General features: G+C 63.4%; 19 protein-coding genes and 1 tRNA gene. 8 read left to right on the forward strand and 12 right to left on the reverse strand.

The genetic code is table 11. The features are described from left to right. Positions 1-83 precede the first annotated feature (83 nt). Together BMF89_RS07210 and BMF89_RS07215 are read right to left on the reverse strand one after the other, a co-directional pair. Positions 84-968, reverse strand: a complete 885-nt coding sequence (locus BMF89_RS07210; RefSeq protein WP_078106391.1) for an SDR family oxidoreductase — start codon at positions 966-968, stop codon at positions 84-86. Positions 969-1,524: 556 nt separating this feature from the next. Beyond that, on the reverse strand, positions 1,525-2,445 hold the full coding sequence (locus BMF89_RS07215) for a helix-turn-helix transcriptional regulator (RefSeq protein WP_078106392.1): 921 nt from the start codon (positions 2,443-2,445) through the stop codon (positions 1,525-1,527). Positions 2,446-2,576: 131 nt separating this feature from the next. Here BMF89_RS07215 and BMF89_RS07220 point away from each other — a divergent pair, with 131 nt between their 5' ends. From BMF89_RS07220 to BMF89_RS07230, 3 genes are read left to right on the forward strand one after another with little or no spacing between them, the layout of a single operon-like run. Then, positions 2,577-3,950, forward strand: coding sequence for an MFS transporter (locus BMF89_RS07220; protein WP_078106393.1), 1,374 nt, complete (start codon positions 2,577-2,579; stop codon positions 3,948-3,950). A gap of 15 nt (positions 3,951-3,965) precedes the next feature. Next, the gene (locus BMF89_RS07225; RefSeq protein ID WP_078106394.1) at positions 3,966-4,376 is read left to right on the forward strand and encodes a cupin domain-containing protein; all 411 of its coding nucleotides are present in this window, start codon (positions 3,966-3,968) and stop codon (positions 4,374-4,376) included. A gap of 24 nt (positions 4,377-4,400) precedes the next feature. After that, a complete protein-coding gene (locus BMF89_RS07230; RefSeq protein ID WP_078106395.1) occupies positions 4,401-5,258 on the forward strand; it encodes an aldo/keto reductase in 858 nt (285 codons plus the stop codon). A gap of 16 nt (positions 5,259-5,274) precedes the next feature. On the opposite strand, the gene BMF89_RS22385 is transcribed toward BMF89_RS07230, so the two are convergent. Continuing rightward, entirely contained in the window at positions 5,275-5,490 is a 216-nt protein-coding gene (locus tag BMF89_RS22385; RefSeq protein WP_253190739.1) for a hypothetical protein, read from the reverse strand. Between BMF89_RS22385 and BMF89_RS07235 the strand changes: the two genes are divergently transcribed. The 3 genes from BMF89_RS07235 (at position 5,489) to BMF89_RS07245 (ending at position 8,118) form a co-directional block, all read left to right on the forward strand. Then, the gene (locus BMF89_RS07235) at positions 5,489-6,094 is read left to right on the forward strand and encodes a flavodoxin (protein WP_253190740.1); all 606 of its coding nucleotides are present in this window, start codon (positions 5,489-5,491) and stop codon (positions 6,092-6,094) included. The genes BMF89_RS22385 and BMF89_RS07235 overlap by 2 nt on opposite strands. Before the next feature lie 54 nt (positions 6,095-6,148). Further along, positions 6,149-6,469, forward strand: coding sequence for a carboxymuconolactone decarboxylase family protein (locus BMF89_RS07240; protein ID WP_078106397.1), 321 nt, complete (start codon positions 6,149-6,151; stop codon positions 6,467-6,469). A 326-nt stretch (positions 6,470-6,795) separates the two neighbouring features. Then, positions 6,796-8,118 carry an alpha/beta hydrolase gene (locus tag BMF89_RS07245; RefSeq protein WP_078106398.1) on the forward strand — a complete coding sequence of 441 codons (1,323 nt, stop codon included), beginning with the start codon at positions 6,796-6,798 and terminating at the stop codon, positions 8,116-8,118. A gap of 632 nt (positions 8,119-8,750) precedes the next feature. Here the strand turns inward: BMF89_RS07245 and BMF89_RS07250 are convergent. From BMF89_RS07250 to BMF89_RS07290, 9 genes are all read right to left on the reverse strand, one after another. Next, positions 8,751-9,398 (reverse strand): HAD family hydrolase, encoded by a 648-nt coding sequence (locus tag BMF89_RS07250; protein WP_078106399.1) that lies wholly within the window; start codon positions 9,396-9,398, stop codon positions 8,751-8,753. A 22-nt stretch (positions 9,399-9,420) separates the two neighbouring features. After that, a complete protein-coding gene (locus BMF89_RS07255; protein WP_078106400.1) occupies positions 9,421-9,807 on the reverse strand; it encodes a RidA family protein in 387 nt (128 codons plus the stop codon). Positions 9,808-9,896: 89 nt separating this feature from the next. After that, entirely contained in the window at positions 9,897-11,153 is a 1,257-nt protein-coding gene (locus tag BMF89_RS07260) for an FAD-dependent oxidoreductase (protein ID WP_078106401.1), read from the reverse strand. After that, positions 11,150-12,598 carry an NAD(P)/FAD-dependent oxidoreductase gene (locus tag BMF89_RS07265; protein ID WP_078106402.1) on the reverse strand — a complete coding sequence of 483 codons (1,449 nt, stop codon included), beginning with the start codon at positions 12,596-12,598 and terminating at the stop codon, positions 11,150-11,152. The genes BMF89_RS07260 and BMF89_RS07265 overlap by 4 nt, the downstream gene beginning before the upstream one ends. 17 nt (positions 12,599-12,615) lie before the next feature. Then, positions 12,616-14,031 carry an FGGY family carbohydrate kinase gene (locus BMF89_RS07270; protein WP_078106403.1) on the reverse strand — a complete coding sequence of 472 codons (1,416 nt, stop codon included), beginning with the start codon at positions 14,029-14,031 and terminating at the stop codon, positions 12,616-12,618. Then, on the reverse strand, positions 14,028-15,563 hold the full coding sequence (locus tag BMF89_RS07275; protein WP_078106404.1) for an amino acid permease: 1,536 nt from the start codon (positions 15,561-15,563) through the stop codon (positions 14,028-14,030). Before BMF89_RS07275 ends, BMF89_RS07270 begins: the two co-directional genes overlap by 4 nt. A gap of 546 nt (positions 15,564-16,109) precedes the next feature. After that, positions 16,110-16,904, reverse strand: coding sequence for a DeoR/GlpR family DNA-binding transcription regulator (locus BMF89_RS07280; RefSeq protein WP_171983425.1), 795 nt, complete (start codon positions 16,902-16,904; stop codon positions 16,110-16,112). A 655-nt stretch (positions 16,905-17,559) separates the two neighbouring features. Beyond that, positions 17,560-17,633: transfer RNA gene (locus BMF89_RS07285), tRNA-Thr, on the reverse strand. 128 nt (positions 17,634-17,761) lie between these two features. Then, positions 17,762-18,640: a thioredoxin domain-containing protein gene (locus BMF89_RS07290; RefSeq protein ID WP_078106406.1), complete on the reverse strand. Its 879-nt coding sequence runs from the start codon at positions 18,638-18,640 to the stop codon at positions 17,762-17,764. A gap of 180 nt (positions 18,641-18,820) precedes the next feature. Here BMF89_RS07290 and BMF89_RS07295 point away from each other — a divergent pair, with 180 nt between their 5' ends. Together BMF89_RS07295 and otsB are read left to right on the forward strand one after the other, a co-directional pair. After that, the gene (locus tag BMF89_RS07295; RefSeq protein WP_078106407.1) at positions 18,821-20,311 is read left to right on the forward strand and encodes a trehalose-6-phosphate synthase; all 1,491 of its coding nucleotides are present in this window, start codon (positions 18,821-18,823) and stop codon (positions 20,309-20,311) included. Then, positions 20,301-21,125, forward strand: coding sequence for a trehalose-phosphatase (gene otsB, locus BMF89_RS07300; RefSeq protein ID WP_078106408.1), 825 nt, complete (start codon positions 20,301-20,303; stop codon positions 21,123-21,125). The genes BMF89_RS07295 and otsB overlap by 11 nt, the downstream gene beginning before the upstream one ends. Positions 21,126-21,170: the final 45 nt, after the last annotated feature.

Here is a 21,170-nt window from a genome sequence, read left to right on the forward strand (position 1 = left end):
GGGGTGGCCGCCAGCCACGGTTAGCGACGCTAATTAGCAGTGCTAACTATATTCTAGCCCCTTTCGCCACTCGGGGCTTTTCCCTAGGCGCCTGGGTAGTCTCCGGCCGCGATGTCCGCGAGCAAGCTGGGGTGCGTCGGTTCCCACCCGAAGGTCTCGCGTGTCCAGACGCTTGACGCGGGCTGGTCGACGCTGAAGATGGCCCCGAGCGGTCCGAAGGTCTCGGCCGGCACTTGCCGGACCGGAAGGCCGAGCTGCTCGCCGATCGCGGACGCCAGCGATAACATCGTGTCCCCCTCGTCCGCAACAGCGTTCACTGCCGTGCCGGGCTCACCCCTCTCGAGCATGATGCGGAACAATGCCGCGGCGTCGCGACGGTGCACGGCCGGCCAGCGCTGGCTGCCATCGCCGACATAGGCGGACACGCCGGAACGCTGCGCCGCGGCAATCAGGATGCCGGCGAAGCCATACGCGACGTAACGCTCGTGCACCGACCGGGGCAGGCGCACGGTCGACGTGCGCACCCCCTGGGAGGCGAGATCGAGGATCCGTTGTGCGTTGATCCCACGGCCACCGACCGGCCCGGCCGTGATCAGCGGATCCTGCTCGGTTGAAGATCGGCCTTCCACCGCCGTCGTACCGGAGACGATCACGAAGGGCTTGTCGGTTCCAACGAGAGCGGTACCGATGGTGTCCATAGCCAGGCCTTCCTCGGCGATGCTCCGCTCGAGATCGGCGAAGTCATTGCTGAAGGCCAGATGGATCACGCCATCAGCGTGGGTTGCGGCGGCCGTGAGCACTTCAAGATCGCCGAGGCTCCCGCGGAGCGGCGTGCCGCCCGCGTCGACCACCTTCCGCTCGGACGATTCCGAGCGGGCCAGCCCGACGACTTCGTGACCGTGGGCGACGAGCTCCTGGACGACCGCCGATCCGATTCCCCCGGACGCTCCGGTGACGAAAACCCGCATGGGTGAACTCCTTCCTGATGCGACTTGTATCCCATCACTTTTTGCTTCCTACTGCGTCCTCCAGACTCAGGACCGGTCCGATGGACAGTGTGACCGGCTCGGCTGCGCGCCAGTCGACGCCGAGTTCCACTTCGACGGTTTGGCCGGTCGGTGACGTGACGGAGAAGTTGCGAACTGCGCGGCGCTGCGACGCACCACGATCTCGAGGCCGGCTTCGCTCATCGCGGCCGCGAGTCTCGTTGTGGAAGCTGCAAACGCTTCGCCGCTGGTGACGGATGTGAACAGGTCAATGTCCTGTGTGGGCGGTCAATGATGCCGTGTTCGCGGATGGCACCGGAGCCAGCCAACGCGAACCCTCCCCCGGCCTAGGCAGTCAAAGCCAGGTGTGTAGCTCGGGGGATCACGTCCTGGATGAGGACCCGCGGTTCGCTGTGGTGGCGCCCCGCGGTCCTGGGCTTGAGGGTGGGCATTTCGTGTCTCCTGGTAGCGCGGCTGGTGGTGCCGGCTAGGCTCAGATTACCAAGCCTGCACGAAGCTCAATACAGGTCCGTATCGTTCATGGCCGGTCCTGCGACTTGCTTTCGGGTGGTCTGGTTGGGGTGTTCGCGTTGGCTGGAGCCGGTTCGGCCGGACGTTTTCCGGTTGGACTCCAGCTCGTGAGGAAGTCGAGTTGTTGTTGGGCGTGGCTTCCCGGTTCGGCGGTGTAGACAATGAGTGTCAGGCCCTCTCCGGGGAGTTCGAGTGAATCACCGGTGAGTTCGATGTCTCCGATGAGCGGGTTGTGCAGTGTCTTGCGGGCCGAGCGGTGAAAGCGGACGTTGTGCCGTGCCCAGCGTGTCGAGAATTCAGTGCTTCCGGTGGCAAGGTCACCAATGAGGCTGTTTAAGGCCCTGTCATGCGGGTTGCGGCCGGCTTCGGTGCGCAGCCCGGCGGCAAGGTCATCGGCGATGCTCTCCCATTCGAGGAAGAAGTCCCGGGAACGCGGGTCCAGGAACATGAACCGTGCGAGATTCAGCGGCAGGGTCTCGGGGTTGAGGATGTCCCCGTAGAGGGCGAGGCAAAGACTGTTGGCGGCCACAATGTCCATGCGGGTGTTCCGGACATAGGCGGGCGTGCCGGTCATGCCGGCCAGTATCCGCTCAATGCTCGGCCGGACTTCTGCCCGGATCCGGCGCCTTCCTGGTTCCCGCGACGGCGCGGTCGCCTTAGCCAGATCAAGCAGGTGGGCCCGCTCGGCCTCATCAAGCTGGAGGGCCGCGGCGAGGGATTCGAGAACACTTTCGGAGGCTCCCCGCAGGTTCCCCCGCTCAAGCCGGGCGTAATATTCGGTGCTGACGCCGGTGAGCATGGCCACTTCCTCGCGTTTGAGGCCGGCCACCCGCCTCGTCCCGCCGTAGGCGGGCAGTCCTGCCTGGGCGGGAGTGATGCGCGACCGCCGGCTCATGAGGAACTCGCGGACGTCTTTACTGTTGTCCATGGCGTCTAGGCTACGGCGGACCGGTCCTGTCTAACAGGAACTGCCAGTACACCGCACGGCAGGTACTCCCGCGCGCAGGAATGGGCTGGTTTCCTTGAATGAGTCCAGTTCCCCCCTCCTGCAAGGACACCATGCCTGTATCCACTCTCAGCCCTTCGAGAACAGGGGCCCGGCCGCGCGCGTCGCTGGCGACCGCCATGCTCGGGTTCTTCGTAGTTGCCCTGGACGCCCAGATCGTCAACGTTGCGCTGCCCGGGATCAGGAACGACCTCGGAGGGGGCCTGTCGGGCCTGCAGTGGATCGTCACCGGCTACACACTGATGTTTTCTGCCCTGCAGCTCTTCTCGGGGACCTTTTCCGACCGAGCAGGTGCCCGCCGTGCCTACGGCCTGGGCATGATCCTGTTCACCGCCGCGTCCCTGGCGTGCGGGTTCAGTCCGAGCCTGCTGGTCCTCATCGCCGGCCGCATCCTGCAGGGCATCGGCGCGGCGATGATCACCCCCAGCTCCCTGGCGCTCATCCGGGAGGCCTACCATGACCCGGCCGGGCGCGGGCGCGCCATCGTGTACTGGGGCCTGGGCGGCTCCGTCGCCGCGGCGGCAGGCCCGGTACTCGGCGGGATCCTCACCCAAATCGACTGGCGGCTGATCTTCTTCGTCAACCTACCGGTCGGTCTGGCAGCACTCATGGTGCTCTCCCGCGTCGCGCCGTCGCCACGGCGGCCAACGCCTTTTGACTGGTTTGGGCAGATCACCGCCGTACTGGCCCTGGCCGCCCTGACCTATGGCATCATCGAAGGCGCGGTAGCCGGCTACGGAAGCCCCGGAATCCTCACCCTGTTCGCTGTGTGCGCGGCGTCGGCGGCCGCATTCGTGCTGGCGCAGGCCCGGGGAAGGCATCCCATGGTCCCGCTGGACCTCTTCCGTTCTCACTCGGTCTCCACTGCCCTGGCCATAGCCGTCGTCACGATGGCCGCCTTCTACGGCGTCGTCTTCCTCCAAAGCCTGTACTTCCAGCAGCAACGCGGTGCCACCGCGATGGAGACCGGACTGCTGTTCCTGCCCATGACGGGGCTCGTCGCCCTCCTCAACCCGCTCGCGGCCCGGTTGATGGTCCGGTTCGGGAACGTGGCCATGATCGCGGCCGGCCAGCTGCTCATGGCCCTGGGCCTGGCCGGACTGTGGCTGCTCCCCACCGGCGCGCCGGTCCTGCTCGTGGCGCTCACCATGGTCCCGGTCGGGGTGGGCGGATCCTTCACTGTGCCCCCGATCATTGCGCTCGTTATGGACAACGTGCCGGGAGAGAAAGCAGGGACCGCCAGCGGCGTCATCAACACTGCCAGGCAGCTCGGCGGCTCCCTCGGCGTCGCAATTTATGGCGCCCTGCTCGCCGGACACGACTTCACGACCGGACTCCGCCTCGGCTTCGGCACCACCGCCGTCGTCCTCCTCATCCTTATCGCAGCGACCCTGCCACTGCGGCTCGCAAAACAGTCACGGCAATAGTCAAAGAAAGACACCATGAAACTCATACCCACCACCCCCACGGCTAAAGCCCCGAGGGAGCGGTTCACCGGCGACGTCTACCTCAACACGCTCCACAACGGCCAGGCTCCCTCCAGACTCGTGGCAGCAATGGTCCGCTTCACCCCCGGCGCCCGCACGAACTGGCACTCCCACCCGCTGGGCCAGACCCTGCACTGCACCGACGGGACCGGGATCGTCGCCACCCGGGACGGCACAGTCATCGTCATGCGCCCTGGGGACACGGTCCACACCCCTCCCGGCGAGGAGCACTGGCACGGCGGCACCCGGGACAGCATGATGTGCCACCTTGCCCTGGTCGAACACGACAACGGGGAGAGCGCCACCTGGCTCGAACCCGTCACGGACCAGGACTATGAAACCGCCCACACCCAAACCCGCCGATAACCACACGAACCAAAAGGAAATTCCATGAATAACGTGACCCTCAATAATGGCGTCCAGATGCCGATCCTCGGCTTCGGCGTCTTCCAGATCCCCGACGACGAAACCCAGGCCGCCGTCGAAGCCGCCCTCACAGCGGGGTACCGCCATCTGGACACCGCAGCCTCCTACGGCAACGAGCAAGCCGTCGGCGCCGCGATCAAGGCCAGCGGCATCGCCCGCGAGGAACTGTTCATCACCACCAAGCTCTGGATCCAGCACGCCCCTACCGGCAACGTCCAGGACGACACCAGGCGCGCGTTCGAAAACTCCCTCCAGCGCCTCGGGCTGGACTACGCCGACTTGTACCTGATCCACCAGCCGCTCGGGGACTACTACAGCGAGTGGCGGGCCATGCAGGACATCAACAAGGAAGGCCTGGCCCGTGCGATCGGGGTGTCGAACTTCCACCCCGACCGGCTGGTGGACCTCATCGACCACAACGAGATCGTCCCGGCCGTCAACCAGATCGAGACCCACCCCTTCCACCAGCGCGCCGCCGATCAGGCGCTGATGCGCGAACGCGGTGTCCAGATCGAGTCCTGGGGCCCCTTCGCCGAAGGAAAGAACGACCTGTTCACCGACCCGGTCCTCAGCGCCATCGCCGAGGCCCACGGCAAATCGGTCGCCCAGGTCGTGCTCCGCTGGCTCATCCAGCGCGAGGTCGTCGTCATCCCCAAGTCCGTCAGGCCGGAACGCATGGCCCAGAACCTCGACGTCTTCAATTTCGAACTCACCGACGAGCAGATGGGCAAGATCGCCACCCTGGACACCGGCGCCAGCCTCTTCTTCGATCACCGCGACCCCGCCATGGTCAGCTGGTTGGGCGGACGCCGATACAACTGATCCGGTCAACCGTCCGTTAGGGTGACGAACCCGGTAACCCTAACGGACAGGTCTCTTCGTCACCCCGATCGCTATCGCCGCCCAAAGCAATCAAACCGAAAAGACCCGTGATGATCACGAGCGTGGAAACCAGCCGGCGCTCCGTCTTACGTTCGGCCGTCAGCAGTTTGGGCGTTGCCTTGATCGCCGCCGGAACCTCGGGTTGCACCCCGGGAGAACGGAACGCACCCATGCGCCCACAAGAAACAGCCACGTCCCCCTCCACCCAGGACACGCCGGCGCCCGCGGACGGCCGACGGGTCCTTCTTGCCTACTTCTCCCGTGCCGGGGAAAACTACTACTACGGGGGCCGCACCAACCTCGACGTCGGAAACACCGAGGTGCTGGCCGGCATGATCAGCAGCCTCATAGCGTGCGATGTACACCGCATTGAGGCCGCCGACCCCTACCCCGACGACTACGACGCGACTGTCGCCCGCAATGTCCGCGAACAGAACGCTGACGCCCGCCCGCGCATCGCCAACCCGCTGCCCTACGTCGACGAGTACGACACCGTGCTGCTGGCCAGCGGCATCTGGAACGTCCGGGCCCCATTGATCATGAGCACGTTCTGCGAAAGCTACGACTTCACCGGCAAAACCATCCACCCCGTCACCACCCACGCCATGAGCGGACTCGGCACCACCGAACGGGACTACGCCCGCTCCTGCCACGGGGCGGCCCTCGGCGAAGGGCTCGCGGTGCTCGGCGAGGAAGTCAAGGACGCCGGACCGGCTATCGAGGCCTGGCTGCGCCGCACCCGGCTCCTGCAGACCCAGTCACGCCAGACCGGATGATCACTCCGCGTCCAATCACAACCTGCTTCACGAACACCCCGAAAGGAACCCATCATGAGCGACTCAAACCAAACCCGCGCCCAGCAACTCATCGGCGACTTCGCACCCAAACTCGTGGAACTCACCGACAACGTGCTCTTCGACGACATCTGGGAACGGAATGAGCTCTCCCCGCGGGACCGTAGCCTAGTCACGGTCGCCAGCCTGGTCACCAGCGGCAGCACCGAACAACTCCGCGGACACCTCGCACGCGCCAGGACCAACGGCCTCACGGAGAACGAACTCAAAGAAGCCATCATCCATCTGGCCTTCTACGCCGGCTGGCCCAAGGCGATGTCCGCAATCACGGTAGCCAAGGAAATCTTCGCTTCCTGAAGTCGCACAATGCTGCGCCAATCAGGTCGCCTTGGTGGATCGAAGGAATCTGCGTGTGATTCGCAGCGCTAAACGGCGCCTCCGAATGTCCGGAAACCGATCGCTTACCGGACACACGCCGATTCGCCCTTGCCCTCCGAGGCTCCTGGGTGGAGCATTGGGGCAGCAAAACGGGTAGATGGAGCTGTGATGGACGCCAGGCAGGCCTAATCGACGTGGTGCTCGAGGTTTCACGTCGCCTGCTCGTCTTCCCCCGATACCGCCGGTCGCGAACACTGGGTCCCGCTGCTGTCAGCGGACAACGATCTATCGGAAGGTAGGTCTCGATGAAGGTCGACTTCGCAGATAAGACCATCGGGGGGTTCAACTACGAGTTCGCCCGTGGAATCTCCACTCAAAATGTCGGGGCTGCTGAGTTCGGAGAGTGCACCGAGACCTTGCATCGCATCAAGAACGGCGACTTCGAGAGCTGGACGGTCGAGTGGACGGCAACGGCCGACGCCGTCGCAGGATACGCCGACAGCATAGCCACGGCCGGGGAACGACAGGCTGCCGCCCGCGCCCATCTGCGGGCCAGCAACTACTACCGCATGGCGGCGTTCTACCTCGCCCATACCGATCCCAGACACCTTAAGCTGTGGCAGAGCAGCCGAGACCACTTCCGTCAGATGACGAAACTGGGTACCAAGGCCATTGACTACGTCGAGATCGACTTCGAAGGCAGCAAACTTCCCGCCTACTACGTCCCTGCACCACAGGAACACGGCCCCACTCTGATCGCGCTTGGCGGGTTCGACTCGACGATGGAGGAGGTCTACTGCTGGATCGGGGCCGTGGCGGCTGAGCACGGATATAACTGTCTGGTGTTCGAGGGGCCGGGCCAATGGGGCGCCCTGATGGCGAACCCGGGGCTCGTGTTCCGACCCGACTACGAGAAGCCGGTGGCCGCTGTGGTCGATTACCTGTACTCCCGCGACGACATCGACCGCGACAGGATTGCACTGATCGGCTACTCCGCAGGCGGCTACTTCGCACCCAGAGCTTCCGCCGGCGAGCCAAGGATCAAGGCTTGCATCGCCAACACCTTGGTCGTTGACTGCGGCGAATCCGCCCGAGCGGGTCTCAAAGGACTCAACAACCCGAAAGTGATCGACGCCCTGTTCGGACTGCTCCAGCGAGTCAGCCCGCCAGCACGGTGGGCATTCCAGCACGCGCAATGGTCCCTTGGCATCGCCGAGCCGCATGACTGGATCGACTTCTACCAGCCCTTCACCCTCCGGGGCCTCGAGCGGAACTTCAAAAACCCCATGCTGTTCCTGTTCGGAGAGGACGACATCAAAGACGCCGCTGCCTCGTCGGCCGCGATCGTCGCCGGCATCCCCGAATTCATCGCGTCGCTGCCGTGCGAGAAATACGTCCACGTCTTCCCGCGAACCCAGGGCGCATCCAGCCATTGCCAGATGGGTGGCCTGACCTACGCCCACGTCGTGATCTTCCAGTGGCTCGATCACGTGTTCAACGCCAGTCCCCGCCCTGCCCGAGATCTTGGCGCGTCGGCTCAAACGGTCATCGATCTCTTCGGGAAATACGGTGGCAAACTTGCCTCAACTCGCACTGAGAAACTCCTACGCTCCGCAACGCTGGTCTAGCCAGGTCTCGCCGGCGCACACGCTCTCTGAAGTAGAGTTGCCGTTGATCATGCCTCCGGTGTCCTCGCACGCGGACGCAAGGGCGGCCCGAAGTTCAAGATGATTGCGACCAAGGTTTCCCAGGCACGGGCGCCTTTCAAGCACGCTACATGAGAAGCCGAGACCGCAGGTGAACGGACCGTCCCATTCGGTAGGTTCTGAAGCAACAGAGCCTAGGCTGGAGATAACGCTCCAACCTCCGGGGCAATTCATCAGATGTCGCGTTGCCGGAACGTGGAAATTGGATCAAACGCTGCGACCTATCCGCGTGGTGAAGGAGCCTTGATCCCCACGTTCGATGGCACGTTCCCCCATACTCCGAGATCCCCGTCATTGTGTATGTAAGTGCGGAGATTGGCGCCGTCCGCGGCGAGCCAGAGCCCCGAGCCGTCTGGCATGACTGCATCAACTATTCCGCTACGGACGTCTCCTTCTGGACGACGCAGTTCCACCTTCAGCCCCACCATCCGATGCCAGTCCGCGGCTGGGTGCAGTTGCTTTTCTGGGCTTACACGTTGCGGCTGCATGGGCTTGCTCCTCTTGGCATTAAAATCATGTGTGTCTGCGTCTGCTCGCGCTTTGAGGGCGTATATTCACCAGCGGACGACCTGCAGGTTTGGAATCACGGCTATCATCTTTCGCCGGGAGCGTGCATCCGGGTTCACGAGGAAGGTTGTCCGGGCGGCAGCCGCCAGGGATAGGTCGCTCGCCGAGTCCGTATAGAAGGTCGCGCAGCTAAATGGGACACCCACTGATTTCAGGCCGCGCAATTTGGCGGGCCCCACATTGTGAGTCGCCCATGTGACCGCGCGGTCATGGAACGCGATCTCGGAAGCCAGAAGCTCGATGTCCGGCAGGCCGACCGAGTCCAGGAAAGCTCGAGCCAACCGTCGCTCCGAGGCGGTCACGATGATCGTCCGATGCCGGGAAGCGGCGTGTCTGCACAACGTGATCGTTTGGCCCACGGCGAATCCTCGTCTGGCGGCGAGCTGCCGCCCCGTCCGGATGGCCAGTTCCGTGTATTCACCATCCGTGAGCCCGTTCAGAGCCAGAGCGACGAGCCTGCGGTTCGTAGTTGCCCTCAGACGGCTTTGCGGGTGGGCGGCGAGGGAAAGAAGGAACAACGGTGCAGCACTGAAGAGGCGCACCGGGTGCCGTGCCAGACGGCGGCTGACGAGGGAAACCATGGTGTCTCCCCTGGTCAGCACGCCGTCAAGGTCGAAGAGGGTGATTTCAGCCATCACTCTTCCGTCACTGATTCGTCTATTGCAGGATGGCGTCGGCTTCGATTTCGACCAGAAGGTCGTCGGCTGCCAGGGCGCCGACCTCGACGACTGCTGTGACGGGACGGATGTCGCCGAAGATTTGACCGTGGACGGCGCCGACGGCGTCGAAGTCTGCAATGTTGGTGAGGTAGACCCTGGTGCGTATGACGTCCGAGAATGATCCGCCTGCCTGGATGAGGGCGGTCTCGATTCGGTTGAAGATTTCGCGGGCCTGGGCGGCGGCGTCGTTTCCGCCGACTGCGCCGCTGCTGGAGCCGGCGGTGGTTCCTGCTACGACGATCTGGTTTCCGACGCGGACCGCGCGGGAGTAGCCGAGGATCGGTTCGCGGGCGGACCCGGATGTGATGTTCTGGCGCTGGTTCATGGGTTCTCCTGATTGTAGGTTTTGCCCGGCTGGTGCAGGGCATGGTCCGGCCGCGCCCCAACAGGGTCGCGGCCGGCGGGAGCCGGTGGCTAGTTGGCGAGGCCGATGGTGACGGCGCCGGCGTTCCAGTTGATCTGGCTGAGCATGCTGGACGGGACACGGAAGACGCGGCCCGGTGCTGCGGGCCACCAAAGCCGCTTTCGGGCGATGACCTCGCCGTTTTGGCGCAGGACTACTTCGGGGAACGGGACGTAGGTATCGCTCCAGAGCAGAAGCCGACGGCGGGGCGGCGCCGGATCGTGTTGGCGCAGCAAGGCTGGCGCTACCCACCTGAACGGAGCGTCGGCCGTCAGACTTAGCGGAGCTCCTCCCGGCCGATCGCCCCGGAGGTAGTTGACAACGTGCTCGGCTACGGCGGCGCCGTCGAGGGCCGCCACGTCGGCGGTATCCACGGGATGCAGCATGTTGCCGATGGCGAAAATGCCGGCCTTGTTTGTCCGCAGGGCGGCGTCCACCAGTGGTGACTTGCTGACCGGGTCAATGTCGACGTCGGCCGCCCGGGCGAGTTCGTTGTCCGGGATCCAGTCGCCGGTGAGGATGACGGTGTCGCAGTCGACGATCCTTCGTTGACCGGTGTCGATGTTCTCGATCTCCACACCTTGTACGTTCGGCTTTCCGATGATCCGGGTGACCCTTGTGCGTGTGGCCACTTTGGTGCCGAAGAACAGTTTTCCGGGTCCGCTGAATAGCCGGTATGCATCCGCTTTCGGGTATTCGGTGGTCATCAGTACCGTCTTGCATTTGACGTGTTTCAGGGTCATCGCTGCCGACCAGCTGACCAGCTCGGCCCCGACAATGACGGCCCGTTTGCCGACCTTGCCGTGCTTGAGGTGAACGATGTTCTGCAGGTGTCCCGTGGTGTAAACGCCTTTGCCACGATCGCCAGGGATCAGGCGGGCGGGACGGGGCCGCTCCCTGGCTCCGGTGGCGAGAATGATCACCTTCGCATCGACGCGCACCCGCCCTTCGGGCATTGTGACGTTGACGGAACGCTCTCCGGCCCAGTCGGTGACCATGGCGTTGGTGAGGATCCTCGCGCCGGCAGCGGTGGCCTGCTCACGCAGAATACGGGCGTATTTAGGCCCGTCGATGAAGTTGCCCATGTCACGGATTCCGTAGCCGGGATGGTCGCTGTGTCGCGGGATGCCGCCAGCGACACTTTCGCGTTCGAGGACGAGGACTTCGCCGCTCACGCGGGGAGCCAATTCGGCTGCGGCGCGCAAGCCGGACGGCCCTGCGCCGATGATCAGGACGGTCGGAGTCAGGACCGTGCCGTTGGTGCTCACTTGGTGGCCTCCACGCTGGCAACTTTTGCTTTCGGACTAACTGGGGTGTTGGCGGTCTGACCGCGGGATTCGAGAAGCTGGCTTACTTCCGCGCCGCAGAAGAATCCCTGGCACCGGCCGTTCTGGGCACGGGTCCGGCGGCGCAGCCCGTCCAGAGTGCACGGCGGGATCGGGGAACTGAAGGTGTCGCGGATTTCCCCGGCGGTGACACGTTCGCAGAAGCACACGATCTTCCCGTATGCAGGATCTTCCGCGATCCTTGCTGCGTCTTGGTAAGGGCGGAGGAAAGCTTCGCCGATGTTGGGCATGTGTGGTGGTTCGGGCAGGTTGTCGCGCTTCACGAGTTCGATGGCGCCCGATGCCCTGAGGAGTTCGTCGACGTACTCGGCCACGGCGATGCCGGAGGTCAGGCCGGTGGAGCGGATGCCGCCGGCGATCGCGTATTGCTGCTCGGTGTCGACCTCGATGAGGTAGTCGGGGTAATCGCTGGCTGCGCGTAGCCCGGCATAAGTGGCCGTTACCTCTTCTTCCAGGAGTTTGGGCATGATCTTCTCGCCCTTGCCCCTCAGGAAGGCGAAGCCGCTCTCGGACGTTCCCGTGTCGGTGCGGTCGGTGAGGTCTTCGGCGGTGGGGCCCAGCATCACGTTGCCGTAAATGGTGGGGCTGACCAGCACGCCTTTGCCCAATGCCGTTGGCACCGGCAGAACGATTTTGTCCACAAGGGGCCGTGCCTGCTTGTCGTACACCAACAGCTCACCGCGTCGGGGGGTCAGGTGGATCCGGTCATAGCCGAAGAGCTGGTCGATCGTGTCCCCGCCCAGCCCGGCGGCGTTGATCACCCAGCGGGCGCTGATCCGGTCGATGCTTGTGTAAAGGTGCGTGACGCCGTCGACCCTCTCGATGCTGGCGACACGGCGTCGGAGCAGGAGTTCCGTCCCCCGCTGCACAGCTTCAGTGGCGAGGGCAAGGTTGGTAGTCCAGGTGCAGATGATGGACTCGTCCGGGACGGAGAGTCCTGCCAGGGCGCCGTCCCCCAGGTGCGGCAGGAGCCGGTAGATTTCCGCCGCGTCGATGATTTCGGTCTTGTCGTATCCGTTTTGCTCGGCCTTGACCTTGAGGCCGGGCAGGGCGTCGCGCTGCTCGTCATCCCATGCCACAAGGATGGCGCCGGTGTGTTCGACCGGGATTCCCGTCTGCTTGGCGTATTCGGAGAGCAAGTGGTACCCCTCGTGCACCATCTTCGACTCAAGGGTTCCGGGCTTCGCGTCGAATCCTGTGTGCAGGATCGCGGTGTTGGCTTTACTCGTCCCGTCCCCTACGTCTTCGCGCGCGTCGAGGAGCGCGACGCTGAGCCGGTACCCGGCCAGTTTCCGTGCGATGGCTGAGCCCACAATGCCGGCGCCGATCACGGCGACATCGTAGGTTTTGTTCTGGGTGTTGCTCATTCGGGTGTTCTCCTTCGTCACCGGGTTGCCTCGACGGCGGTTGCCCATCGCGCGCGGAACTCGGCTGCTTGGTCTGCCGACCACTTCGGTTCATAGACAGTGCTGGGGCTCCAGGGAACGACGGCGTCCCGGAGTGGGAGGGATGGTTCAAGGGCCACTCTGGCCAGGGCTGCCGCGCCCAAGGGCGTAGCGTGCTGGGAGGGGTACACGTCGATTTCAATCTGCATGAGATCGGCGACGGCCTGCATTAGAACACGGCTTTGCGTCAGCCCGCCGTCGGCCCGCAGCCGCTGGAGTGGATGGCCGATGTCCGAAGCGACAAGTAAGCCCAGCTCTGCGACCTGCGCGGCGATACCCTGCAGGACGGCGAGCACGATGTGTTCCGGGCCGGTGGACAGGGTCATTCCTGTGAGGGAGGCTTTGGCTTCCGGACTCCACCAGGGTGCGGCCAGGCCCGCAAAAGCAGGGACGCTGAGCACGCCGCCCGAGTCTGCGGCGGCTACGACGTCGAGCTCTGAAGCTGACTTGATGAAGCCCATTCCTTGGAGCCACCTGACGGCGGAAGCTGCCGTGTACACCTGCCCGTCAAAGCAATAGGTGGGTTTGTCTTTGACAGTCCAGGCGACCGACGCGGCGAGCCCGGCCGTCGAGCGTATTGCCGACGTTCCGGTGTTCGCCAGCAAGAACGCCCCCGTGCCGAAGGTGCACTTCGCTTCGCCGGCGTCGAGGCAATTCTCGGCCAGGAGCGCCGCCTGCTGATCCACAATGAGGCCGCCGACGGCCATGAGGCCTCCGAAGGCACTGGTTGAACCCGCGATCGCGTCGGACGGCAGAATCTTTGGGAGCTTTTCGTCGCCGAGTTCGAACAAATCCAGGAGTTCGTGGTCCCATTCCGTGCTGTCCAGACTGGTCGTCAGCGACCGGCTGGCTGTGCTGACGTCCGTGACGAATTCCCCGGTCAGATGGTGGATGAGCCAGCTGTCCGAGGTGGTCACCACACCGTCCCGGGTGACGTTCTTCCTGATCCACGCCTGTTTGGGGGCGGAGAAATACGGGTCGAGGACGAGCCCGGTGCGGCTTGCGAATTCCACCCGATGGTCTGCGAGGCCTGCGCAGATGCTTTCGGCGCGCCGGTCCTGCCACACGATCATGTTGGATAAAGGCTTGCCGGTCGCCGGGTCCCAGGCCAGGACGGTTTCTCCTTGGTTGGCGATGGTGACGATATCGATCAAGGCACCGGACTGGGCGACGGCGGCCTTACCGGTTTGAAGGACGGAGTCGAGCAGTTCCTGCGGGTCCTGTTCGACGCCGCTGCCGGGTAGGTAATGCGGCCGGACGGTTTGTTCGGCCACCCCCAGTATTTTCCCGCTGCCGTCGACGACGACGGCTTTGGTTCCGGACGTGCCCTGGTCGATGGATAGAACGGTGGTCACTTGCCCTGCGCCCTTTCGGAATGTTTGGCGTCGGCGTCCAACTCGGCATCGATCGAGTGCAGATCGGGCATGGCGAGTCCGGACGGACCGCCGCGTCGGATCAGCAGGAAGACCAGGTAGACAGCGCCGATTGCCACCATGATGGCAACGTACAACCAAGAGTTGATGAAGGATGCATCCCTGAAAACAGAGAGCATGAAGATCAGCCACACGGCTGCGAGGATGATGACTGGCAGCTCGAACTTGCCCAAGGTGAATCCCTTGCTCGGGGGAAGGCTCTTGCGCTTGACGATATACAGAAGGACCGTAGCCGCGTAGATGACTGCGGGCAGCAGGGTAGCGGCACCGAAGAGGCTAAAGAGCGCGTCGGTCTGGAAGGCGAAGAGGCCGAGGATCAGTTCCCCAAGGACGAACATGAGTCCGGTTGCCGCGGTGGGGGTTCCGAAGCGCGGGGACACTTTGCGCCACACGGCGTGGCCCGGGAAGCGGTCGTCGCGGGACATTGCCCACACGAGCCGGACTCCGGTCATGAGAATCACCATGCCGCAGGCAAAGATTGCGATGACGACCATCACCAGCAGCGCAGTGCCTACGACCGGGCCAAGAACACGGTTGATGACGTCGGCAACGGGAGTTCCGGACGCGGCCAGGGTCGCGGGATCGCCAGCCAGCATGGTGATGGCCAGGAGGAAGAAGAAGCCCAGGATGCCCGAAGCGAGCACGGCTTGCCACATGGCGCGGGGCACCACCCGGGCTGGTTCCTTGGTTTCTTCGGCGAGGTTGGCGGCGGATTCGAATCCAACGATCGTGAACGCGCCCAGCAAAGTCCCCATCATCCAAGGCCCCACGTGGAGCAAGGACCCGACGCTGAAGTAATCCTGCGCAGGGAGGGCCCCGGTGGAGAACAGATTGTCCACGTTCAGTTCCTTCGCGACCGCGCCGACGACGATGAGCAGCACGACGAGCAGGATCATGCCGATGAGTTCGGCGGAGACGGCGAAGTTGTTCACCCGCTCTGTCCAGCGCGTGGAAAACGCAACCAACAGTGCTTGCAAGGCCAGCACAATGCTGGTGATCAGCCATGCGTTCGCAGGGGTTCCCTCGTAGCCGAGGAGAACAGGCAGGACCGTTGATGCGATGGTGTAGTCGACCGCGACCACGACAATTGCGAGGAACGTGAAGGAGATCCAGCCCATGATCCAACCTAGTACCGGGTTGGCCAGGCGCGACATCCACTGGTAGGAGTAGCCGGTCACCGGGATACGGGCCGCCAACGAGCCGAAAATGAGCGCGACCATGAGTTGCCCGACCGTGACGATCGGCCAGGTCCAAATGCCCGCAGGACCGGAGCTGTTGAGAACTGCGCCATAGGTGGTGAAGATGCCTGTGGCGATGGAAACGAACGCGAAAGCGACGGCAAAAGAGGCAAATCTGCCCGTGCCGCGCTTCATTTCCTGCTTGTAGCCGTACTCTTCAACGTCGGTGTCCGTGCCTGGCACGAAACTGCCTGCCGGTGGGGGGTTGTGTGTCATTTGGAGCGAATGTCCTTCGATGGGGGCCCGTCAAAGCGTCGTTGCTGGGTTAGGCCGGGCGCGGGGTGTTGGGTCATTGGAATTGGTTGTTCCGTGGTGCCTCATGTTCATGGCGACATGACAGCGGCCGGATGAGGCCTACGAGGCGCTGGAAGCCACGTGCGTTGGAATCGCATCCACGTTTTGTGTGGATTTATGAGGATTCATAAGGAAAAGTATGGATCCGCGAGGGTCTGGCGTCAAGAGGAAATTGTTGTGATCGTCACAATCAGCGAGTTTTTCCTTGTAGCCACTGGCCTCATCATTCAAATCAGCCACGCCGTTGTCCACATAATTCCACGGTCAACCATGGAGGCCGCGACTGCCGGCGACCTCATCAAAGGCCCACGAGCGCCTTCGATCCCCCCCAAGGCGCAGGGCGTTGGGTCGTTTAAGGACAGATACCCCCGCACTATCGCGCGGGGGTATCTTCACAGTGCAATCAGAGCGGGCCCGGACCTGGCCGGATTGGACTGGTTTAGAGTCGATGCCGTGTCGGGCGGGAAACTAACGGGACGCCTCACTGGGGGCGCCGCCCTGGAATACCTCAAGACCGGCGTCTTTCAGAGACTTGATTCGGGTGCTGCTGGCCGTGCTGTCGGTGATTATTCCTTTGATCTCGTCCAGGTCGCAGACGTGGCGGACAGCAATGCGTCCCAGCTTGTCGCCGACCGCCAGAACGTAGGTCTTTGCAGACTTTTCAATCATCAGCTGCTTGATTGCCACATCCTCAGATGAATAGTCGGTCAGACCGGCCCGGATATCCACTCCTCCAGCGCCAAGGAAAGCCCAGTTAGCGTTGAAGCTTCGGACCTGGGCAAGGGCGTCCGGACCGTATGTTGTCATCTCTCCCGCGCGGACACGACCGCCAAGCACATACAGTTCAACATCCGGACGGTCGCTGAGGATGGATCCCACCACCAGACTATTGGTGATGACGATGCCGTGGAACGTTGGGGAAAGTGCCCTCGCCGCGGCTTCTACGGTGGTTCCGACGTCGAGAAAGATCGTGTCGGTATCGCCGACCAGCGCAGCGGCCGCTGCCCCGATCTCGTCCTTCTCTCGCGGATTTTCCATAGAGCGATTAGCCCTGTCGGGTTCGCTCTCCGTCACTTTGACCGGAGGCATAGCCCCACCGTGGATCCGCTTGAGGTCCCCGGACCTCTCCAATGCCATAAGATCCCTGCGCACGGTCTCGCCGGAGACCGACATCATGGCCGCAATGTCGGCGGGTCTCAGGAAGTCCCCCTCGCTCACGAGTTCTAGGATTCTTCGGCGCCTAACCTCGGGCGGTTCCTTCATCGGACTAATCATCGCCTTCAGCGCCTCTGCTCGTTGGTTTTTGCCGGCTAAGCCTGTGCACCGACTGGAGTCACCCTGGCCCACCGGAAGTTGGCATTCAAGTAATTCTGTGTGAATCATACGAATTTGCAACAATTTCCACAACATGCCAACCGAGCGCTTCTGTAGAGTGTCAACCGCGGCCCCCTACGTCAGCCGTCCCGACGGCTCGTGCGACAGGCCGCCATTACAAGGAACCTCCAAGTCGGTCAGCTCCCTTTCACTTATTGCCCCGCTCCGCTGCGTTCCGACCCCTTCCCCAAGGGGGTGTACTTTCATCCATCGACGTAGTTCGAAGGCAAGACGAAAAAGGTCTTCTGAGGCGTAATAGTGGGCATCCGAGGAGGCATAGAGAACGATAGTTACCGGTACCCCTCGGAATATGGGGTCTCATCCGCACTGACCGGGCAACAGCGCACTACGTCGAGGAATACAAAGAAGCGATCGACACACGGGCCGTGCCCGGCGCCTTCGACGCAGCCAACGGGGGACCAGGAGTGCCTGCCAAGACCGGTCTCCAAATCTGATTCAGGCGAGTTAAAGGTGAGTCCGGCGCCAAAAAGTTCAAATGGCTCTGACCAGAATCAATAAACCCGCAGGTCAAAGCCAAGCTGAGAGCCCCCTGTCGGATTCGAACCGACGACCCCCGCTTTACAAGAGCGGTGCTCTGGCCAACTGAGCTAAGGAGGCGCGCCCCGGCGGACCGGGACTGGTGCCCCGGCGGACCGGAGCTGGTGCGCGCGAGCGCTAGATAAGGGTAGCCCAAGACCTCCCGCCCACGGAAATTCCCAGTGGACGGAAGGCCTCGGGCCAGAGAACTACTTCTTCGCTGCGATAGCCGCATTCAAGAGGGTCATGAAGTCCGTCTTGTTATCCCACTGCTTACCGTCGATAAACACCGTCGGAGTGCCGGAGATCCCGATATTCTTCGCCTCTTGGGTGACCACCTTGATGAACGGCCGGTACGTCTTGTTGTCGATGCAGGAGTCGATGTTGGCCGATCCTGCCTGGGTGGCCAACTTCTTGAGGTCGTTGTCCGAAATGCCCGCGCTGCCCTCGGCGGGCTGCTGTGCGTACAGCAGGTCCACGAGCGCCGAGTACTTATCCGGCGAGGTGTTCGCGACACAGGCCGCGGCATTGGCTGCGCGGGACGAGTAGTTGGTGCTGGAGCTGGCGTCGAGGAAGCCGAACGGACGGTACTCCAGGGTGATCTTGCCATCGTTGCGCAACTGGGTCAGCTGCTGGCTGTACGTGGTCTCGAAATTCTTGCAGATCGGGCAAATGAAGTCGATGTAGGCCACAACCTTGACCGGTTTGCCAGCTTCAGCGTCAGCCCCCGGAGCGGTCACCGTGGCGGGCGGGGTGGCCGGGGCGGACGGCAGGGATGCCAGGCTGACGGTGCCGGCGGCCACCTTCGTCACATCGGTGCCCTTCAGCAGCGTCACGCCGCCGTGCACGTTGGCGTTCGCCGGCGTCGGGCCCTGGTCGGCAATAGGGGCGTTGTTCGCAATGTTCTGGGTGACCACGAGGGCGATGACGGCAAGGATCGCCACAACGGCAACCACAATGCCCCATCCGATGAGCAACTTGTTGCGCTTGTCTTTCTTCAGCTGAGCTTCGCGGATTTCGCGGGCCTTTTCGCGGGCCTGGGCGGTGCGCTCTGCCTTGGACAGGCGTGGTTCGTTTGCGGGGCTCATCAGTTCCTCGTGATTTATCGACGGCGTTGGTTATTAGCTATGGCAACGGTGCCAGTTTACGGGAGAAGACTGGCAGCTTTGCTGGGGTCTTCGACTCCAGTCTGAGGAACGAGCAAGTGTCCTTGATGATTCCCGCCGGTAGGGTGGGAGAAGAGTCACAGGCAACCCCAGGGGGCAGCAATGCAAGAACCAGCAAGCGAAAAAATCGACAGCGGACCCGAAGGAAATCAGGCTCCAAAAGCCCGGAAACACGATTTCATGGTGGTCTCCAACCGCCTTCCGGTTGACCGCTACCCCAGCGATGACGGGGAAAACAACGAGGAAGGTTGGCGCCGCTCTCCCGGTGGCCTGGTGACCGCCCTCGCACCGATGATGACAAAGACCGACGGCGCGTGGGTGGGCTGGCACGGCGCCCCGGACGAGGCCCTGGAGCCCTTCAGCCACGACGGCATAGACCTGATTCCCGTGGATCTCAGCACCGACGATGTTGAGCTCTATTACGAAGGGTTCTCCAACGCGACCCTCTGGCCGCTCTACCACGACGTCATTGCCCCGCCGGAGTTCCACCGCACCTGGTGGGACAGCTACCGCCGGGTCAACCAACGGTTCTCCGATGCCGTCATCCAGTACGCGGACCACGGAGCCACCGTGTGGGTGCAGGACTACCAACTCCAGCTCGTGCCGAGCATGCTCCGCCAGGCACGCCCGGACCTGCGGATCGGTTTCTTCAACCACATCCCATTCCCGCCACCGGAAATCTTCGCCCAATTGCCGTGGCGCCAGGCCATCATCGAAGGCCTGCTCGGCGCTGACCTGGTAGGTTTCCAGCGCCCGAGCGACGCGGCAAACTTCATGCGTTCGGCGCGCCGCTTCATCGGTGCGAGCGTCAAGCAGCAACAAGTCCACGTCAAGGGACGGGATGGGCAGATCACCCATATTGCCCGCGCGCAGGCCTTCCCGATTTCCATCGCCGTGGACCACATCAGCGAACTCGCAGGGCGCCCGGACATCATCGAGCGTGCCCGGCAGATCCGCGAGGACCTCGGAAACCCGAAAACGATCCTCCTGGGCGTGGACCGCCTCGACTACACCAAAGGCATCCCCCACCGATTGAAGGCGTTCGAGGAACTCCTCAAGGAAGGCCGGCTCAAGGTGGAGGACGCCACCCTGATCCAGGTGGCCAGTCCCAGCCGCGAGCGCGTGCGGCAGTACAGGCTCCTGCGCGAGGAAATTGAAGGCACGGTGGGCCACATCAACGGCAGCTACGACACCATGCAGAACACGGCCGTGCGCTACCTCCACCACAGCTACCCGGTCGAGGAAATGGTGGCTTTGTACCTCGCGGCCGACGTCATGCTGGTAACGGCATTGCGCGACGGCATGAACCTCGTCGCCAAGGAATACGTCACGGCCCGGACCAACAACACGGGCGCCTTGGTACTCAGTGAATTCACCGGAGCGGCCGATCAGCTCAAGCAAGCGCTCCTCATGAATCCGCACGACATCGACGGACTCAAGAACACCATCATGCGGGCCGTGGAGCTTCCCCCGAACGAATCCCGCCGCCGGATGAAGTCCATGCGGAAACAAATCCTCGACCACGACGTCGATCATTGGTCAGCCGAGTTCCTCTCGGCCCTAGCAGAAACCGTGGTTCGCGATGACTCCTGAAACAGCCGCCACTCCCCCGTTGAGCCTCCAGCCCGAGCTGCTCGACGCCGTCCGCAGGATAGCGGGAACCGACCACCTCCTGGTGGCGATGGACTTTGACGGCACCATCTCCCCGATCGTGGACCACGCCGACGCAGCCCGCCCGCTCGAGCGCTCAGCCGCCGCTTTCGCCGAACTCGCCAAGCTTCCGAGGACGACGACGGCGCTCATCTCGGGGCGCGCATTGGCTAGTCTGCGGGAGGTCGCCTCACCCCCCGAAGCCACGCTGCTGATAGGCAGCCATGGCGCAGAGGCCTGGTTGGGCCCCGGTTCGACGGAACTCCAACTCGACGACGCCCAACGGGAGCTCCTCGCCGAAGTCCGCGAAGTCTTGGCCGGAATCTCGCAGGAAGCTCCGGGGACCGTCCTCGAAGACAAGCCCGCCGGCGTCGTACTCCACACCAGGCGTGCCGCCGACGACGTGGCGGAGGACGCCGTCGCGGCGGCGAGGTCGGTGCTCGAAGGCCTGCCTGGAGTCTTCCTCAAGAACGGCAAACGGGTCCTCGAGACCTCGGTAGTGCACTCCTCCAAGGGCGATGCTGTCGAGTTCCTGCGCCAGGCCACCTCCGCCACCGGGATCCTTTTTGCCGGCGACGACGTGACGGACGAGGACGCGATCGCCAGGCTCGGCTCCAGCGACGTCGGAGTGAAGGTCGGGCTGGATTTCACCCAGGCCGAGTTCCGCGTCGAGGCCCCTGTCCACGTCGCAGAACTCCTGGAGGCCGTGCTTCGCGAGCGTCGCCACAAGGTCTCGGGAGACGGATCTCACATGTGACATTCGTAACATTTAGGCGAATAACCCGGACTGCTGCCATACTCT

It is taken from the genome of Arthrobacter sp. SRS-W-1-2016, assembly GCF_002009585.1.
Taxonomy (GTDB): domain Bacteria; phylum Actinomycetota; class Actinomycetes; order Actinomycetales; family Micrococcaceae; genus Arthrobacter; species Arthrobacter bambusae_A.

What these genes read in the sequence shown, in the direction of transcription:
- BMF89_RS07210 (WP_078106391.1), bottom strand. Translation starts at nt 968, where the DNA reads ATGCGGGTTTTCGTCACCGGAGCGTCCGGGGGAATCGGATCGGCGGTC.
- BMF89_RS07215 (WP_078106392.1), bottom strand. Translation starts at nt 2,445, where the DNA reads ATGGACAACAGTAAAGACGTCCGCGAGTTCCTCATGAGCCGGCGGTCG.
- BMF89_RS07220 (WP_078106393.1), top strand. Translation starts at nt 2,577, where the DNA reads ATGCCTGTATCCACTCTCAGCCCTTCGAGAACAGGGGCCCGGCCGCGC.
- BMF89_RS07225 (WP_078106394.1), top strand. Translation starts at nt 3,966, where the DNA reads ATGAAACTCATACCCACCACCCCCACGGCTAAAGCCCCGAGGGAGCGG.
- BMF89_RS07230 (WP_078106395.1), top strand. Translation starts at nt 4,401, where the DNA reads ATGAATAACGTGACCCTCAATAATGGCGTCCAGATGCCGATCCTCGGC.
- BMF89_RS07235 (WP_253190740.1), top strand. Translation starts at nt 5,489, where the DNA reads ATGCGCCCACAAGAAACAGCCACGTCCCCCTCCACCCAGGACACGCCG.
- BMF89_RS22385 (WP_253190739.1), bottom strand. Translation starts at nt 5,490, where the DNA reads ATGGGTGCGTTCCGTTCTCCCGGGGTGCAACCCGAGGTTCCGGCGGCG.
- BMF89_RS07240 (WP_078106397.1), top strand. Translation starts at nt 6,149, where the DNA reads ATGAGCGACTCAAACCAAACCCGCGCCCAGCAACTCATCGGCGACTTC.
- BMF89_RS07245 (WP_078106398.1), top strand. Translation starts at nt 6,796, where the DNA reads ATGAAGGTCGACTTCGCAGATAAGACCATCGGGGGGTTCAACTACGAG.
- BMF89_RS07250 (WP_078106399.1), bottom strand. Translation starts at nt 9,398, where the DNA reads ATGGCTGAAATCACCCTCTTCGACCTTGACGGCGTGCTGACCAGGGGA.
- BMF89_RS07255 (WP_078106400.1), bottom strand. Translation starts at nt 9,807, where the DNA reads ATGAACCAGCGCCAGAACATCACATCCGGGTCCGCCCGCGAACCGATC.
- BMF89_RS07265 (WP_078106402.1), bottom strand. Translation starts at nt 12,598, where the DNA reads ATGAGCAACACCCAGAACAAAACCTACGATGTCGCCGTGATCGGCGCC.
- BMF89_RS07275 (WP_078106404.1), bottom strand. Translation starts at nt 15,563, where the DNA reads ATGACACACAACCCCCCACCGGCAGGCAGTTTCGTGCCAGGCACGGAC.
- BMF89_RS07280 (WP_171983425.1), bottom strand. Translation starts at nt 16,904, where the DNA reads ATGAAGGAACCGCCCGAGGTTAGGCGCCGAAGAATCCTAGAACTCGTG.
- BMF89_RS07290 (WP_078106406.1), bottom strand. Translation starts at nt 18,640, where the DNA reads ATGAGCCCCGCAAACGAACCACGCCTGTCCAAGGCAGAGCGCACCGCC.
- BMF89_RS07295 (WP_078106407.1), top strand. Translation starts at nt 18,821, where the DNA reads ATGCAAGAACCAGCAAGCGAAAAAATCGACAGCGGACCCGAAGGAAAT.
- otsB (WP_078106408.1), top strand. Translation starts at nt 20,301, where the DNA reads ATGACTCCTGAAACAGCCGCCACTCCCCCGTTGAGCCTCCAGCCCGAG.